This window comes from Sphingobacterium siyangense (assembly GCF_023277505.1).
Lineage (GTDB): Bacteria > Bacteroidota > Bacteroidia > Sphingobacteriales > Sphingobacteriaceae > Sphingobacterium > Sphingobacterium siyangense.
Window position 1 is genome coordinate 3,538,481 of record NZ_CP080574.1, and the last position, 16,729, is coordinate 3,555,209.

Genomic DNA, 16,729 nt, shown 5'->3' on the forward strand with positions numbered 1-16,729 from the left:
CTTAAATTTATGGATATTACCTTTCTTAACTGCGCCAGTATGTATTTTTATTTGGTTATTTATCAATAATTTGTTTTATGTGCTAGCTTACAAATATGATTTTGATATTTCTAATTTGTATCCATTAATGGGTAAGGAAAAGGATTTCATTCCCAACCTGTGGTCCGTATTCAGCTTTAAAGCGGTGCTATTAAATGCATTGTCGGTTATCTATTCATTGTCTCCTTTTTTCTTTACCAAAATATTAATAGACATCAGAAGAATAAATAAAGACCGAATGCGAATCCTAGAGCAGAAGTCAAAATTGTTATTGGAAAATATTAGCGTAGAGAAGGCTTTTTTAAAAGCGCAACTCAATCCACATTTTTTGTTCAACACGCTCAACAACCTCTATCGTTTGACGCTAAAAAAAGACGACACAGCACCTGAGGTCGTATTAAATTTATCCGAAATTATGGGATATACACTATACGATTCGGATGCAGAATACGTCTCCTTAGCTAAAGAGCTGGATTTTATAGAGAATTACTTTTCATTGGAAAAAATGCGTTACCCAAAATCATATCAGATTGAACTAAATATAGAGGGGCGAGCGCATGCTCACGCCTTAACGATTGCTCCTTTATTGACCTTCACCCTTATCGAAAATGCATTTAAATATGGGCTAAAAAACGAAGAAGCATCCTTTGTCATACTTACTATTCACATCAGCAAAGATCAGGTTGCCTTTAAAATAAAAAATGACAAAGATGTATTCAATACCGTGAAAACACCTAGCTTTACGGGTATCGGTATTAAAAATTTACAAAAGCGTTTACAATTGATTTACCCAAACCAAAGCGACCTTCACATCATAGATAGCTCCAATGAATTTAGCGTTGCATTGAATATCGCATTACCACATGATTGAAAAATATAGTTGCATCATCATCGATGATGAACCTTTAGGCATTGAACTTATTACGGATTTCGTCGAACAAGTACCTTTTTTGGAATTAAAAAAGACCTTCAGTAAGCCACTGGAGGCAATGGCTTTCCTGCAGGAAAATCCGATCGATATTGTGTTTAGCGATATTGAGATGCCCCGCTTAACTGGTTTAGATCTGTTGGAAACGCTGGCCCAAAAACCTTACTTTATTTTTATAACTGCCCATCGACATTTCGCCATTGACGGATTTGAAAAAGGTGCCGTAGATTACCTTATTAAACCCATTCGATTTGAACGCTTTTTGAAAGCTGCAAATAGAGTAAAGGAACAAATATCACCCTTTAACAAACTAAATAACCACCCAATAAAAACAGAACGAATTTTTATAAAAAGTGAAAATAAATTTATAAAGATTATGCTTAATGATGTTCTATATATTGAAGCTCAGGGAAACTATTTGAATATTGTCACACATAACAGTGCACATCAAACCCTATCTACCCTTAAGGCGATGGAAGAAATTTTACATAACACCAGTTTCTTTCGAATTCATAGAGCATTCATTGTCAATACAGATAGCATACAATCTTTAAATGGAAATATAGTCCAGCTTTCAAATGGAAAAACTATCCCCATTGCGAGCAATAAAAAAGATCTCTTATATGCGCTTTTAGGATTAAATTAGATCGATTATAGGCGATACGCATGCTGAAAACTTTGGTTGATCCCGCTATCAAAACAAGTATAAAGCACTATTGTATATTGTTACTCGTTTGATTAATTTTAATCTAACGGACATAAACAACTGCCAAACATATAACAAGGATATGATGAAGATAAAAGCATTTACATTAAATATAGGCCTTTTCCTTTTTGCTGCAACGACTTTCGCGCAGAACAAAGCGGAGTTAAAATCATTGCTAAATAAAAACAGTGAATTTGTATTTCCCCAGACAATAGATAAAATAGCGGCTACATTAAACGTAAAAACAGTCTTCTATGAAGATGCCAACGAAGAAAAGTATGCAAAATGGATCACAAAATCCGGCTTGGAACTTTATAGCAATTATGGGGCTGATAAATCCGTCAATGAACTATTTTTTGATATCCCTGAAGACAAGTTTCTGGTTGTCGAAGGGTTGCCTTTTGATCTTGCGATCAATAAAACAACAGTCAAAGAGGCGCTCTCAAAATTCAGCCGACACAATGTTAAAAAGGAAAAACTTGATGCTGGAAGCTCTTTTCCGGGTGGTACCAGACTAACAATGAAAACAGGGACACATTTTACCACTTTACTTTTCGATAGCAAAAATCTTTTAAAGTTCATAGGCTTGACAACCTCTTTAATTGACCCCGCTGCCAATTAAAGACAAGGGGTCAATATACAATTTATTAGCTAGGTTGCCCAAGCATGATCACCCTTTTGATAAGGGAAATCGCCGTTATATTTCCCTGGGATTTTCACATAACGGAACACTTCCGTAGCGCCTAATTTTGAGCTAAAAAAAGTAAGCAGTGTAAGCTGTTTAAACAGCGTAAAAAAATGGGGCAGTTCATTAGCTGCTTTCTTTTCATCGTAATCTTGTGCTTCCTTGTCCAAAATATCAACAAAAGCAGTTTGGTCTTTTTTGTCGAGTTGCTGAAATTTACGTCCAAATTCTTTCTTGGCACGTTCGTCAATTCCGGCTGTTCCAGTCAAAAAAACCTGCTGTTCTTCAAGTTTATAGCAGTCTCGCACGAGAACAGGAATTTCAGAACCTACCCCAGCTTCTTTCGCCCCTGGGGTAGTAGTTTTAGGAAGAATCGCCTCCGCAAGATCTCCAAAAAAATCGATTGATTTTGGACCAAAGAGCATTTCTATATCTTTCGAAGCAGACCTCTGGCATCCTTCCAAAAATAACGAAGCACCAATAACTGTTCCTCCCATGAGCATGGCTACACGTTGTATTGCTTCTCGTCTATTCATAATTATTGCATCATAAAATATTAAAGATTCCCTTTTTTTAATTCATTAACAGCAAAATCTACGGCCCTTGCAGTAAATGCCATATAGGTAAGCGATGGATTCACACAGGAAGACGAAGTCATAAAGGCCCCATCTGTCACAAAAACATTTTTAGCATCCCATACTTGGTTAAATTTGTTTAATACCGAGGTTTTCGGATCATTGCCCATCCGTGCCGTGCCCATTTCATGAATTCCCTGTCCCATACTAAACCCGTTGTCGTAGGTTGTTACGTCTTTGACACCGATAGATTCCAACATTTCCTTCATTTCATTGCTTGCATCAACCCGTATTTTTCGCTCATTATCCTTAATCTCTGCATCTATAGCCAATACAGGAAGCCCCCACTTATCTTTTACAGATGAATCCAATACGACTTTATTTTCGTGATATGGAAGTATTTCGCCAAATGAAGTAAAACCTACTCCCCAGCTTCCGGGCTCAGCGATAGCATCTTTCCAAGCCCCACCCACGCTCTTATTATCGACCTTACCTGACCATTGTCCCCTTGAAGCTCCGCCCTGATAGCCAAAACCACGTATGTAATCTCTCTTCTTGGTATCGCCGGCAATATTGGCAAATCGGGGTACATATAATCCATTGGCGCGTCGCCCAAAAATATATTTATCCTCAAATCCTTCAACTCTTCCCCCAGCTCCACTATTTAACATGTGATCCATCAGATTATGTCCCAGTTCACCACTGCTGCTCCCAAGACCACCTTCCCATACATCAGTAGCTGAATTCATTAACACCCAGGTGGAATTTAAAGTCGAAGCACATACAAAAACAATCTTAGCAAAATACTCGTAGGTTTGATTCGTCTCCGCATCAACAATTTCGACTCCTTTAGCTTTCTGCGTATCGCGATTGTAAATAATGCTTTTTACAATTGAAAGTGGTCTTAGGGTAAGTTTTCCAGTCTTCACTGCTGCGGGCAATGTTGCAGACTGTGTGCTAAAATAAGCGCCGAAATTGCAACCCAGCCAGCATTTGTTCTGGTATTGGCAATTAACACGGCCGTGATGGGGCACTGTTATGTTGGCTACCCGGCCAATTATAAAGTGTCTTTTTCCCTGATAACGCGATTTCAAGCGCGCAGCAAGATCTTTTTCCACAATATTCATATCCATTGGCGGCATAAATTCGCCATCGGGCAGCACCGCTATACCGTCTCTATTACCTGAAATACCCGCAAATTTCTCAACGTGACTATACCAAGGTGCTATATCTTTATAACGTACCGGCCAGTCAATACCATGCCCGTCTTTGCTATTTGCCTCAAAATCAACATCCGACCATCGATAACTCTGCCGCCCCCACATAAGCGAGCGACCGCCAACGTGATAGCCCCTGAACCAATTAAAGGGCTTTATTTCCTTATATGGACTTTCTGTCTCATTAGTCCAAAAGTCGATGTTCCCTTCGTTCATCCATTGATTTTTAATTCCAAAAGGTAAGTAGTGCTGTGCTCGATCCAAAGGTACCCGACCCCGATGCGGAAATTCCCAAGGATCTTTGTTTGGTGATGGGTAATCTTTGATATGCTCAATATTGCGTCCTCTTTCTAACATGATGGTTTTCAATCCACGTTCCGTTAGTTCCTTGGCTGCCCAGCCACCTGTGATCCCAGACCCGATGACAATTGCATCATAAACATTATTTGCCATTTATTTATAATTGGTTTATTTGGTTATTACTCAAAGGGAAGTTTCCCTTTAAAATAAAGTCTCCTCCACAATCAAGCGCTGCAAAGATGCCTGACAGTTATACCTAGTTTAGACGCTCCATTCTTATATTTTGGAAAGTGTAAGCATGAATCGTCTAAACAAGTTTAAGGTTTTTTTTTGATTTTATTGCAACCGGTTGCAAATTTTTGTAATATTGTATTAAACAAGCAGGTAGCTTGGATAACCAAATTATAAAGTATAAACGACAGACTGAGCCATTTCTTCCATCGCATTGGAATATTGATCTGTTTTGTACGTAATATAGTCTTTTTCAAAACACAATACATATGACAACAATTAAAGGTCCTGCCATCTTTCTCGCACAGTTTATCGGTGATGAAGCTCCGTTCAACTCTTTGGACTCAATCTGCCAGTGGGCAGCAGCCCTTGGCTATAAGGGTATACAACTACCAACTTTGGATGCCCGTTTTATCGATCTAGAAAAAGCAGCGCTCGATAAAAGCTATGCACTTGATCTAAAAGCTAAAGTACAGTCATTTGGATTGGAAATCACCGAACTTTCAACCCATCTCCAAGGGCAATTGGTGGCTGTGAATCCAAGTTTCGATGATCTATTTGATGCCTTCGCACCACAGCATTTACATGGTAACCCTCAAGCAAGACAACAGTGGGCGATCCAGCAATTAAAATATGCCGTACAAGCTTCCAACAACCTCGGACTTAAAGCGCTAGCAACCTTTAGTGGCGCCTTTCTATGGCCATTTATATACCCTTGGCCACAAAGACCAGCTAACCTTATCGAAACGGGTTTTGCTGAACTTGCAAAATTATGGTTACCCATTCTCGATGAATGTGACTTGTATGATGTCGACCTATGTTATGAATTACACCCTGGAGAAGATCTCCATGACGGTGCTACTTTTGACTTATTTCTCGAAAATGTAAATTACCACAAGCGGGCAAACATTCTCTATGATCCCTCCCATTTTGTTCTTCAATGTCTTGACTATCTTCAATTCATCGACATTTACCATGAGCGAATTAAAATGTTTCATGTTAAAGACGCTGAGTTCAATCCTTCTGGTCGTCAGGGTGTCTATGGTGGCTTCCAGAGCTGGCAGTCAAGAGCCGGTCGTTTTAGATCAATTGGTGATGGCCAAGTGGATTTCAAATCTATATTTACCAAACTCACACAATATGATTATCAAGGCTGGGCTGTACTGGAATGGGAATGTGCATTCAAGAATGCTGAAGATGGTGCGCGGGAAGGCGCGCTGCATATTAAAGACTATATTATCCGTGTTACTGACAAGGCATTCGATAATTTTGCTGCCGTCGAAACCAATGATAGCCTTAACCGTAAACTATTGGGTTTATAATTACAAAAGATATCGGCATTAAAAATTCAACTTTATGCACAATACAAAACTAAAAATGGGCATGGTCGGCGGTGGAAAAAATGCATTTATTGGGGCTGTACATCGTATGGCTGCAGGAATTGATGGTCAGATTGAATTATGTTGCGGCGCACTGAGCGCTGATCCCCTCGTTGCAAAAGAATCCGCCGCGCTTTTAGGTCTTCCAGAGGAAAGGAGCTATGGAAGTTATCAGGAAATGATTGTCAAGGAAAGTAAGCGCCCAGCGGATGACCGCATGAACTTTGTCAGTATAGTCACGCCGAATTTTGCTCATTTTGAACCAGCAATGATGGCGCTGGAACATGGATTCCATGTCGTGCTTGAAAAGCCGATGACGCTGACAACAGAACAGGCCGTATTGCTCCAACAAAAGGTAGCTGAAACAGGATTGATACTCTGTGTTACATACACCTACTCGGCCTATCCGATGGTAAAACAAGCTCGTCATCTTGTCAAAGGGGGCCAATTAGGTTCGATTAGAAAGATTATGGTAGAATATCCGCAGGGTTGGCTCAGTAAGATGATCGAAAATGGTCTTTCTTTGGCCTTTTGGCGAACAGATCCCGAAAAGAGTGGGAAAAGTGGTTGTATGGGCGATATTGGAACACATGCTGCCCATCTAGCAGAATATATTTCAGGTTTAAAAATCACTAAAATGTGCGCCGATCTTCAAACATTTGTGACCGGAAGAAAACTTGAAGATGACGGCAATATATTACTTGGATTCGAAAATGGAGCCACAGGCGTACTATCGGCATCTCAAGTTGCCGCAGGAGAAGAAAACGCATTAAAAATTAGAGTATATGGTGAACTTGGGGGATTGGAATGGAACCAGCAGGATGCAAATACACTCATCTTTAAACAGCTCGATGCGCCGACCCAGCTATTTCGTGCAGGTCAACAGTACCTTTCACCAATCGCCAAACATAACATCCGTCTACCAGCCGGTCACCCCGAAGGATATATAGAAGCATTTGCCAATATTTATAGAAATTTTGCAGCCACGCTATTGGCATCTATGCAAGGTATAGAGCCGCGAGAAGAAGATACAGATTTTCCTACCGTAGCTGATGGTCTGCGTGGCATGAAGTTCCTAGAAACTGTGATTGCCTCGGGAAAATCAACACAAAAATGGACCGATTTTATTCGTTAGATATATACTTACCATAAGTGGCCAATGTCATTTGCTACCTGAACAAACGACATTGGCTGCACACTTTAATTTTTCTGTATTGACTGAGACATCTGGTTCAAATATCCCTCATAGTTTGAATAAGGTTCCTTGATCCTACCATTTGGTTTCAGATAAAGAAATCCTTCCTGATTATCCAAAATGACATTAAAATGGTTCAGAATCTGATTTCCAAATAAACTTGGTCTGCCATTACGCTTGGCCGGATCAGCGGCATTCGTCACAATATCTTTAAATTCAACACCAGCTATTGAAGCATTCAAACGGATAATCTTCCGGTTACTGATCATGGTAAGTGGCTCTAGATCGTCCCAATTGTGTCCTATACTGGTAAAATCTTCACCTAACAACATCGTGCCATCACGACCTGTATCAAAAAGGAACCAAAAATCAAATTGCCGTTGATTATGTCTAAAAGCAGCTTTAAACTTTGGTCGATTTTGTTCGTAAAATATCGGAAGCTTTGTATACTCCTTTGCTTTGGTGGGGAGATCGCGATGAATTACCAATTCCATTTTGTCATAATCGATTTCAATAATGTGATTTCGAAAGAAACTGTTACCTATAATAAGATCTTCAAAGGACTTCATATTGCCGACCTCTGTCATTGATACATTTTTCCATACCATAGACCCAATACGCAATTGATTGCCTAGGCTTGTCCGCTCGCTATTGACCCCGTCGGTATTCGAAACTGTCGTAAACGATGAAAATGATAAATCCAGCTGCTTCGAGTTATTTCTATTAACAACACCTGTTCCTGCTCCTAAATCAAACTGTATCGCGACATTTTTCTTGTTAATTGTTCCATTCAGGAAAATCCTTGAGCCAATAAGACGAAAAGGTATTGGCATAGGAAACGGATCATTTTGATCCAATACAGGTAGATCAGGTGGTAGTTGAGCATTTATACGAATGTGACAAGAATCCGTACCATTCAATAGTACGATGAAATCATACATTGCTCCAGGTTTAGTCATAACAGTTAATTCCTCCTGATCTGTTTTAAAAACGACTGTGCTTTCTTTCGTTGGAATATTCACGAAATAGACATCAGGGTTTGCTTTAGGATCTAATTTCCAGTCGACATGGCAATAGGCGCCGTCTTTAATACGGACTTTCTCAGATGAAGCTTTGATCAAAGGTATCTTATTTTGTGGAAAGACGTTCGTCATCGTAAAAAGAGAAAGAAAAATAACAAAGGTAGCCAAGGCCATATGGCTTTTCCTTTTTTCATAGTGTGTTTTCATAATTTTGTATTTTTTTCAAAATCAAAGAAAAAAAATACCAGACGAAGAGTACACTTTTGCATCCCGACAATGTCCCGACAGCTACCCGACAATTGTATAACAGTCGCTATAAAATACTAATATCGGGCAAAATCCGTGCATTCTCACCTTTATTTAATCCGATCGCATTTCGCAGTATAACGATAATATTCATAAGGATCCAACATAGCGGAATAAGCAATTTCACATTGCTTTTAACACCTAGCCAATCGTTGAGCATAAAAATAACAAGCATCAGTAACACCGCGATTAAGGTAGATACGATTTGTATTGAGATTAACTGACGAACCTTATACGAATGCTGTTTTTTTAACAGCATGATTGCAATGGGCACCAAAACATTTAATGGAGGCAATATAGAAAAGGGTAAGGAAGAAAGGTTGATAATCTTGATCCATGTGAGATTTTCGGATTCAGCAGGCATATCATATGCAGAAAACTCCGATTCGTCCACATTCAATGCCTGTGCAAGTGCACGAAGGGTGTAGCCCTTTGGTGGCTGCCCCGCTTCAATCCGCTGAATTGTTCTTACTGAAATACTTGATTTTTGTGCTAGTTCCTCTTGGGTTAAATTGAGTTTCTCACGTAATGATTGTAATTTGTTCATAAACAATAGATCGATCTTACGACCAAATTTACAGAATTTGGCCGTAAAAATTCATCAAATCTAACGTTTATGGTTTCTTGGGAAAGTTAGCATCCTCTTCGGTAACCGTCTGCTCCTCAAGCGTTAAAGGAGCTGGAGGTATTTCGGTTACATTACGCTCAATTTCCTGCGTTTCAACGTGCACAGCATATTGCGAGGGTTCAATAGGAATTCCCATTACAGTGGCATACTCCCTTGTGTAGATTGCACCAAAATATAAAATGGCTGCTGTGTAATAGACCCAGAGAAGGATCAGCACAAATGAACCTGCCGCTCCATACGTATCTTGGGTTGCAGAATGCTCCAGGTAGACTCCAATTAAATAACGTCCCAATACAAATAAAATTGAAGTAAATAAGGCGCCCGCACGTACTGTCCGCCAATGTATATTGACATCCGGAAGCGCTTTAAATATGACACTAAATAACAAGAATATAATTCCGAAGGACAATGCAAAGTTAATCCCATCCATTAACATCACCGTTATGTCCGGGAAATAATGCTGGAGCTGATCTGTCAATGCTAATATTACACCATTTACAATCAATGTAACAACTAACAAGAACCCCAATCCAATTACCAAAGATGAAGACAATAATCTATCCTGTATCAATTTTAACCAGCCTTTTTTCGGCTTCGCCCTTACATGCCAAATCTTATTGATCGAATTCTGTATATCCCCAAAAACAGTCGTTGCTCCTAAAATCAATGTAATACCACTGACAAGCAATGCCAGGTTTGATTTTCCAGAAAGTTGCAAATTCTGAATAACCTCTTGAATCTGTCTTGCGGCACTGCTTCCCACCAATCCACGGAGTTCCAAGAATACTTTCCCTTCAATTGCATCCTCACCATAAAAAATTCCGGCTAAGGCAATCATTAAAACCAATATTGGACCAATAGAGAAAACAGTATAATAGGATAATGAAGCACTATACTTCATCGAATCCTCATTCAAAAATCCCGAGACCGTACTTTTTAAAATTCGCCAATAGGTTTTCACCTTACTTCTACTTTTAGTTCGTTTATCCATGTTCTTGTACTTTGTACTCAAGAACAAAACCATTGAGAAGCGAAGAAAGTTTGTAATTAGTATGTTTTAATGCGAGTAGTCCGCTATAGTTCCCTGGAGAACCAAGCGATTGTGGTCTACAACTTTCAGACTCAGCGTAATATCTGAAGCGATGGTTTTCAATAATAGAATCGGTGATATTTTAGCTTCATTTGGCCAATCTACCAAATGAACTGCAACATGGGATAGCTCAGCTGTCTTATTGTAGGCCACATTAAGTTTATCAATATCCTTTGACGTGGTCAGCAAGCTAAACTCCTTATCTTGTTTTTGAAACCATTGATAAAATAATTTACTGGGGAGGAACCTGCGCATGTCGTTATCTCCACGCATGGCTAATCTTACTTCGGGAACTTTCGTTTCGTAGGGTGTTTTCTCTTCGATCGTTTCGAAATTTTCGTCAACCGCATAATTAATAATGGTATCTGTTTGAATGACCTTGTTTTTCAAAATTTCAATATCGACGTAATTTCCATCCAAATGTGCTATAATAGAATCAGCGGCTATAGGAAGTTCGCTAACTAATTGCTTTAGCTGATTTTTAAGTTGACTATTGGGGATATTGATCCAAGCTTTACCAATGTATTTTGAAGAAACAAGTTCTCTAACAAGATATTCCTTCGGAAAGCTCCAATCTGTTGAGAAAAATTCGCCAGACACATCGAGATGGTCTCCTTTCAAATCAAGCTCGATAAAATTATCCGTTGAAATATCACTATAACGCAGTGATTTACCTGTCAATGTACTTGGACGGTTGATAAATTGTTCGATGGTAACCCGGTCTTCTTTTGATTGAATTAACTGCAGCATTTCTTCTTTCTTTGTATCAAGATCAAAACCTAGACTTAGCAGCAGGTCATCCCCTTTCCAGATAAATGCGATTTTGCTCGGTTGATGATAGGCATAGCTCACATCAGGGGCTAGATTACTTTCCACTGCACCAACCTGTATCACATCTTTTAGAAAGGTCAAAAATTGTTGCTTATCCTTTAGCTGAAAAAAAGCATAAAAGTTTTTGGGGTGGGGCTCCAAAGCAAAAAGAAATACATTCGCTTTGATATCAATTCCATTGTCTTTGAGTTTACTTAGTTTTTGACCAAAATCTTGCCCCTCTTTCGGCGCTGACTGCCATTTATTAAAAAACTGATTCAAAAGAATATCATCTAATGATACGGTCAACAAAGCCTTACTTTTTTTATGGACCAATGATTTGTAGGATTCTTGCTGTCGTAGTATGTAACCGCCCCAGGCAACGATCGCCAAAAGTACGAGGACAGCTATCGTCCAAAGTATTATTTTTTTAATCATAACAATTGAATCATTAATTTTTGGTTGTTTATCTCCTAAAAGCTCCCCTGAAAGGTCCCTCAAGCTGAAAAAGTTATATTTTGCAGTATTAGGCGCTCTAAGAAAGACCTAGATTTGAAATTTTGTTCTGAAACAGATTCTATTTAAAATAAACCGATGAATCTTAAAATAGAGCAATGAATCGAAGACCGAAACAATGTCTTCTTTTGAAATAGCGCAAAATACTAGTTTTCAACAATGCACTTGATACCTCCTATTTTAAATCAGTAATAGCAAAAGTATCAAATGCCTGGAGATCTTTTCATCCCTGAAATCAGGGAATTGGGGAATTTAATTAGGTTTCCCGAATTAATCCGTATTCAATAGCCGATTTTACTGCAGCAGTAACACTTTTGGTTTGAAATTTCTCCATTAGATTCTTGCGATGGCTTTCTACCGTATGTGAACTGATAAACAATGAATCTGCAATTTGGTTTGTTGTCATTCCTTGCGCTACGAAAGTAAGCACTTCTTTCTCACGACGTGTTAATTTTGGCACTTGCTTAAGCCCCATTTCAACTTTCTTATTCAAGATAGCCTGAGTTTTTTCACAAAGATATCTTCTTCCAACAAGAACAGCGGAAATGGCAGCAAGTATTTCATCACCATTCGCATTTTTCTGTAAATAGGCATTTGCCCCCTCATTTAAAATGCTGTTGATCACTGCAAATTCATTGTGGACACTAAACGCAATAATTTTTAAATCCTTATTACTATCCTTCAGGTCTTTAACCAAATCGATACCGTTAGCATCTGGTAGATTGATATCAAGTAGCAATACCAATGGCATATCAGTGGCAATACGATGGAACAGTTCAGTTGCACTGGAATACATACCCACTACTTCAAAATCCTCATGCGCATTTATAATGTTTTTCAATCCCTCAAGTAGCAAAGGGTGATCGTCTGTAATCGCTATTTTTATCATTTTCCAAAAATTTAAATCATGGGTAATTCCAATTCAATGGTTGTACCCGCTCCATTCTCCGACATAACCTTCATTTCCCCGTTTAGAAACGAAAGTCTTGATCGCACATTATGCATTCCTGCAGAATGCTGCAAATCGACACTTTCCATATCAAAACCCTTGCCATCATCTTCAATTGTAATGTGTAAACGTTTATTATGTGAAGAAAGCTGTATTAAAATGTTGGTCGCATTGGCATGCTTCAACGCGTTATTCACCAATTCTTGAATAATTCTATACAAAGAAATCTCCTGTTCCGTACTTAGGCTTGATTCAAATTGTAAAAATTCACATTCAACTTGACATGTAGATTGACTCATTCGGCTTGCATAGTCTCTTAAAGTTTCTTTCAAACCATATTTTACAATTAAATCGGGCATAAGATTATGCGCAAGACGGCGAAGTTCATCGACAGCCCCGTCTAGCAAATCAATGCTTCGATCGATTCCTGCTTTCATGGTGTCTTGCTCCAAAGCATTTTTATTGATGGCTGATAATCCCAATTTGGTACTTGACAGTAAACCTCCCAATCCATCATGAAGGTCGCGAGCAAGACGGGTACGCTCTTTCTCTTCCCCAGCCAACATCGCAGTCAGGTTTTTAATGGCATGTTGTTGATTATTCTTTTCTATCTCAAGCTCATGCAAATGTTCCTTTTGTTTCAATGCCTTTGAACGCTGCCAATAGGCGTAAAATAACAATACGATCACAATCAAACAACTGATAAATAACCAGATATAGATCGAATTCATCCGTGATTTGAAAGCAATCTGTTTTTTGGAAACATCAAGCTCCTGTAAGCGTTGTTCATTTTCCAGCCGGCTTAATTGCAGATCCTGCTCCTTCTTATCCCGTTCGAGCTGCAATACTTTAAGTTGCTGGGTTCGATTCAGTTCATTTAATTTCAAATTCTCCACCAGTTGATGCTGCCTATCATTCAAGGCTTTCATCAACTTGATTTGCTGTTCCTTTTTCTCCCCTTCCAATCGAAGCCGCATTAACTTTTGGTTTTGCAGTTCACGCTCATACTTCAGCTCCAGTTGCTTCGTCTTATCGAGTTTATCCGAATTAAATGCTTTTTCAAATACATCTATGTAGCTTTTTTGATAATTGAAAGCCTCTTCATATTTACCTTCTTCAACACTTACTTCAGCCAGTCTACTAAATAGGCTTAGCCCCACTTGATAATCGTAATGGGCCTCTCTTTGAAGATTGTACAGTGCCTGCTGCAGATATTTTTTCCCTTCCTCGCGATGCCCCACTTTGAAAGACTCATCAGCGAGGATACCATAAGCAGGTATTGTAATGGCATATTGCCCCGTTTCAGCAGCAATATCTAAAGCCTGTTTGGCGTAGGATATCGCTTTCTTACCGCCATTATCAGGATAAAACTCATGGTACAGATTCGCTAGATTAACTGAAACATACGCTAGATCAGTCGGATTAACCAGATGCTTCTCATTGTTATTGATCAAATTATAAGCCTCAAGATAGTGTTGTTCAGCTTTCCTCAATAGATCACGATCTGCATTATTTGATCTATACTCCTCTTCAAATAGATAACCAGCCTGCATGTAGGCGTCAAATAGGCTATTGACATTCTTCCCTTCTTTAGCCGTTTCTAACAAAAGAGAGGTATACTTTTCTTGAAAATCATAATTGCGTTGGTTTGCATATATTGCTGTCAGTTCCTTATAGACGGCTAGTTTTCGAGCGATATTTGCGTCAGTCTGTGAAGCTTTCTCTAAAAATGAAATTGCTTTATGAAATTGAGAAACGGCTTCATCCTCCTTATTCTGCCGTGTCATAACCCATCCATCACAATAATATACATAGCCTTTAATTCCATTATCGCGGACAATCGGTAGCACAGATTTAGCATGTTCTAAATAATACCGTGATTTTTCATATGCATGATCGTTAAAGCTGTTCATTGCTGCAATACAATTCAAATAAGCATAATATTGCTTGTCAGGATAATTTCTTGCCAACTGAATATTATCATTAAGCAGTTGACTGGCCAGTACTTTTTCATTATTAAAATATAAGGCCTGCGCATATTTTCCAGTCAATACAAACCGCTCCTTGCTTCCTAAAGCAAGACTGTAATATGATTTCTTTAACTCTTGCAGCTGTTCTTGGGCAAGAATATCACTACAAAGGCACAAAAAAACAAAAAATATTAGTACCGATCTCCAAAAATTTTGAATATGCCCCATAAAAAAATAATTGTTCTAGCTATGTGAATTGGCCAAACTTAGATAAATTTGCCCTTATACGCAATTCATTCACTCGAAAAAAACTTAACTTCTCGCTGTTATTGACCTAATTAACCGAACCTTACCGAACAAAAAATTGTACCTTTGTAACAATGAAATACATTTATCTATTTCTTGCTATAGCCGCTGAGATATTTGCAACCACTTTTCTAAAGAAGTCTGCAGGTTTTACCCTTATAAAGCCTACTCTCATCTGTATTGTAGGTTATATCATTGCCTTCTATTTTTTAAGCATCACACTTAAATACCTACCCGTCGGGATATCCTATGCAATTTGGTCTGGGGTTGGTATTGTAGCCATTACGCTGATTGGTATGTTCTTATTCAAACAGATCCCCGATACAGCAGCCATTATCGGCATGGTCTTGATTGTCGTTGGAGTCATTATTATTAATCTCTTTTCAAAAATGGGCGCACATTAGCTGATCTAAGATCTAAATTTGTACTTTTGTAACTTACATAAATAAAAGGATACGTGTCGTTAGAGAAACTAAAACTTAGCAAAAGATTGACTGCTACGATGACCGAACTCGGTTACTTAGCTCCAAAGGAAATTCAAAGTAGATGCATTTCCAGAATTCTTGGTGGACAGGATGTGATTGCCATCGCTCCGGAAGGTGCTGGCAAAACCACAACTTATGTCTTATCTACCTTGATGAAGTTGAAATTCACAACAGATGAAGCTCCGAAGTTTTTGATCTTGGCGCCTAATGAAGAACGTATCGACGAAATTGTTGAGAGATTCTACCAATTAAGCAAAAATAAAGGTCTTCGCATCATTGGATTACGGGCTTCAGGTAGCATGGAAGAAGAAATCGAAGAACTGGTTGATGGAAAAGATATTGTTGTCGCTACTCCAAATCGTGCAAGAGCGATCTATCTTAAATTGGCCTTGAATCTCAACCGTATTCAGACACTAATTATTGATGATGCTGAAGAGATTATCAAACAAGGAATGCAAAATACAGTAAGGGAATTAGCCGAAAGCTGTGGAAAGGTACAACATTTGGTTTTCAGTACTGTTGAACACCAAAAACTTTATGACATGATCGACAATTTCATGAATGAAAATTGTGCCTCAGTCGAAATAGATGAACTTGAAAATGACACTGTCGACACCCTAGATCTATTATTATATCATGTTCCTAATTTCACAACAAAGATCAATTTATTAAATCTTCTGTTGCAGGATAAAGAAGTATTTCAAAAAATAGTCGTCTTTGTAAACTCGAAACTTACTGCCCAAAAGTTGGCCAGCAGTTTGTTCAGTAGCAATAAAGAAGAAATTGCTATCCTCAATCCATTGTTCTACGACGATTTCGGCTACGAAACCATGGAAGATTTCAAGGAAAATAATCAATCTCGTGTCTTGATTATTGCACGGGAAAATACAAACGATGTGGACCTTTCCGCTATTCCATTCATTTTTCAATTTGAGTTACCAAATGAAAAGGAGGAATTCTTAAATCATCTTGTTAAAAATGACGATAATGAAGAATCGGTCGTGTTGACTTTCACAACAGATCTGGAATTACCAATGGTCAAAAAAATAGAACAGGCCGTCGGTAAAAGAATGGATGTTTTGGAATTACCTGAGGATCTTGCAATCTATAATCCCATCACCGACAAAAAGAAAAAGTCGAGCAAGGAGGAAGATAATAAAGAAGATCTTTCCCGTGGCGGGGCTTTTCACCAAAAGAAAGAAAGCAATGCCAAGACCTTTAATTATGGAGGCGGCGAAAAGGCAAAAATGACGATGAAAATGAAAAAGAAATAAAAATAGAAAAGGGAAGTTTAAAACTTCCCTTTTCTATTTTTATTTCTTGTGCTGACGGATGTATGCTAATCCAATAAACCTGTTTCATATACGATGCCCTATTATTGATTCAGTGAAT

Annotated in this window: 15 protein-coding genes; 7 read left to right on the forward strand and 8 right to left on the reverse strand. The window is 38.5% G+C overall.

The genetic code is table 11. The features are described 5' to 3' along the window. Window positions 1–79 precede the first annotated feature (79 nt). From K2F45_RS14605 to K2F45_RS14615, 3 genes are all read left to right on the forward strand, one after another. A complete protein-coding gene (locus K2F45_RS14605; RefSeq protein ID WP_172840697.1) occupies window positions 80–910 on the forward strand; it encodes a sensor histidine kinase in 831 nt (276 codons plus the stop codon). Further along, window positions 903–1,613 carry a LytR/AlgR family response regulator transcription factor gene (locus K2F45_RS14610; RefSeq protein WP_198385915.1) on the forward strand — a complete coding sequence of 237 codons (711 nt, stop codon included), beginning with the start codon at window positions 903–905 and terminating at the stop codon, window positions 1,611–1,613. Before K2F45_RS14605 ends, K2F45_RS14610 begins: the two co-directional genes overlap by 8 nt. A gap of 142 nt (window positions 1,614–1,755) precedes the next feature. Next, complete coding sequence (locus K2F45_RS14615; RefSeq protein WP_145326854.1) at window positions 1,756–2,295, forward strand: hypothetical protein; 540 nt, start codon at window positions 1,756–1,758, stop codon at window positions 2,293–2,295. A gap of 29 nt (window positions 2,296–2,324) precedes the next feature. Here the strand turns inward: K2F45_RS14615 and K2F45_RS14620 are convergent, their stop codons facing one another. Both K2F45_RS14620 and K2F45_RS14625 read right to left on the reverse strand, forming a co-directional pair. Continuing rightward, entirely contained in the window at window positions 2,325–2,894 is a 570-nt protein-coding gene (locus K2F45_RS14620; protein ID WP_075992825.1) for a gluconate 2-dehydrogenase subunit 3 family protein, read from the reverse strand. Between the two features lie 20 nt (window positions 2,895–2,914). Next, window positions 2,915–4,603 (reverse strand): GMC oxidoreductase, encoded by a 1,689-nt coding sequence (locus tag K2F45_RS14625; protein WP_075992826.1) that lies wholly within the window; start codon window positions 4,601–4,603, stop codon window positions 2,915–2,917. A 347-nt stretch (window positions 4,604–4,950) separates the two neighbouring features. Here K2F45_RS14625 and K2F45_RS14630 point away from each other — a divergent pair, with 347 nt between their 5' ends. Both K2F45_RS14630 and K2F45_RS14635 read left to right on the forward strand, forming a co-directional pair. Further along, complete coding sequence (locus K2F45_RS14630) at window positions 4,951–6,003, forward strand: sugar phosphate isomerase/epimerase family protein (RefSeq protein WP_075992828.1); 1,053 nt, start codon at window positions 4,951–4,953, stop codon at window positions 6,001–6,003. 34 nt (window positions 6,004–6,037) lie between these two features. Next, entirely contained in the window at window positions 6,038–7,195 is a 1,158-nt protein-coding gene (locus K2F45_RS14635; protein WP_075992829.1) for a Gfo/Idh/MocA family protein, read from the forward strand. A gap of 65 nt (window positions 7,196–7,260) precedes the next feature. Here the strand turns inward: K2F45_RS14635 and K2F45_RS14640 are convergent, their stop codons facing one another. The 6 genes from K2F45_RS14640 to K2F45_RS14665 all read right to left on the reverse strand — a co-directional run bounded on the left by K2F45_RS14640 (window position 7,261) and on the right by K2F45_RS14665 (window position 14,723). Further along, window positions 7,261–8,484: a retropepsin-like aspartic protease gene (locus tag K2F45_RS14640; RefSeq protein WP_157626109.1), complete on the reverse strand. Its 1,224-nt coding sequence runs from the start codon at window positions 8,482–8,484 to the stop codon at window positions 7,261–7,263. Between the two features lie 106 nt (window positions 8,485–8,590). Continuing rightward, window positions 8,591–9,130: a helix-turn-helix domain-containing protein gene (locus tag K2F45_RS14645; RefSeq protein ID WP_075992830.1), complete on the reverse strand. Its 540-nt coding sequence runs from the start codon at window positions 9,128–9,130 to the stop codon at window positions 8,591–8,593. A gap of 67 nt (window positions 9,131–9,197) precedes the next feature. Next, complete coding sequence (locus K2F45_RS14650; protein WP_075992831.1) at window positions 9,198–10,202, reverse strand: YihY/virulence factor BrkB family protein; 1,005 nt, start codon at window positions 10,200–10,202, stop codon at window positions 9,198–9,200. A gap of 66 nt (window positions 10,203–10,268) precedes the next feature. Beyond that, window positions 10,269–11,549 (reverse strand): hypothetical protein, encoded by a 1,281-nt coding sequence (locus K2F45_RS14655; protein WP_157626110.1) that lies wholly within the window; start codon window positions 11,547–11,549, stop codon window positions 10,269–10,271. Window positions 11,550–11,883: 334 nt separating this feature from the next. Continuing rightward, complete coding sequence (locus K2F45_RS14660) at window positions 11,884–12,516, reverse strand: response regulator (RefSeq protein WP_075992833.1); 633 nt, start codon at window positions 12,514–12,516, stop codon at window positions 11,884–11,886. An 11-nt stretch (window positions 12,517–12,527) separates the two neighbouring features. Next, the gene (locus K2F45_RS14665; protein ID WP_172840698.1) at window positions 12,528–14,723 is read right to left on the reverse strand and encodes a sensor histidine kinase; all 2,196 of its coding nucleotides are present in this window, start codon (window positions 14,721–14,723) and stop codon (window positions 12,528–12,530) included. Window positions 14,724–14,926: 203 nt separating this feature from the next. Between K2F45_RS14665 and K2F45_RS14670 the strand changes: the two genes are divergently transcribed. After that, the gene (locus K2F45_RS14670) at window positions 14,927–15,256 is read left to right on the forward strand and encodes a DMT family transporter (protein ID WP_075992835.1); all 330 of its coding nucleotides are present in this window, start codon (window positions 14,927–14,929) and stop codon (window positions 15,254–15,256) included. A 53-nt stretch (window positions 15,257–15,309) separates the two neighbouring features. Then, the gene (locus K2F45_RS14675) at window positions 15,310–16,611 is read left to right on the forward strand and encodes a DEAD/DEAH box helicase (RefSeq protein ID WP_248931751.1); all 1,302 of its coding nucleotides are present in this window, start codon (window positions 15,310–15,312) and stop codon (window positions 16,609–16,611) included. Window positions 16,612–16,729 lie beyond the last annotated feature (118 nt).

Bases quoted from the DNA above. Each gene is read 5' to 3' on its own strand.
- K2F45_RS14640 (WP_157626109.1), bottom strand. From the start codon at position 8,484: ATGAAAACACACTATGAAAAAAGGAAAAGCCATATGGCCTTGGCTACC.
- K2F45_RS14620 (WP_075992825.1), bottom strand. From the start codon at position 2,894: ATGAATAGACGAGAAGCAATACAACGTGTAGCCATGCTCATGGGAGGA.
- K2F45_RS14650 (WP_075992831.1), bottom strand. From the start codon at position 10,202: ATGGATAAACGAACTAAAAGTAGAAGTAAGGTGAAAACCTATTGGCGA.
- K2F45_RS14625 (WP_075992826.1), bottom strand. From the start codon at position 4,603: ATGGCAAATAATGTTTATGATGCAATTGTCATCGGGTCTGGGATCACA.
- K2F45_RS14630 (WP_075992828.1), top strand. From the start codon at position 4,951: ATGACAACAATTAAAGGTCCTGCCATCTTTCTCGCACAGTTTATCGGT.
- K2F45_RS14615 (WP_145326854.1), top strand. From the start codon at position 1,756: ATGATGAAGATAAAAGCATTTACATTAAATATAGGCCTTTTCCTTTTT.
- K2F45_RS14610 (WP_198385915.1), top strand. From the start codon at position 903: ATGATTGAAAAATATAGTTGCATCATCATCGATGATGAACCTTTAGGC.
- K2F45_RS14670 (WP_075992835.1), top strand. From the start codon at position 14,927: ATGAAATACATTTATCTATTTCTTGCTATAGCCGCTGAGATATTTGCA.
- K2F45_RS14635 (WP_075992829.1), top strand. From the start codon at position 6,038: ATGCACAATACAAAACTAAAAATGGGCATGGTCGGCGGTGGAAAAAAT.
- K2F45_RS14660 (WP_075992833.1), bottom strand. From the start codon at position 12,516: ATGATAAAAATAGCGATTACAGACGATCACCCTTTGCTACTTGAGGGA.
- K2F45_RS14655 (WP_157626110.1), bottom strand. From the start codon at position 11,549: ATGATTAAAAAAATAATACTTTGGACGATAGCTGTCCTCGTACTTTTG.
- K2F45_RS14645 (WP_075992830.1), bottom strand. From the start codon at position 9,130: ATGAACAAATTACAATCATTACGTGAGAAACTCAATTTAACCCAAGAG.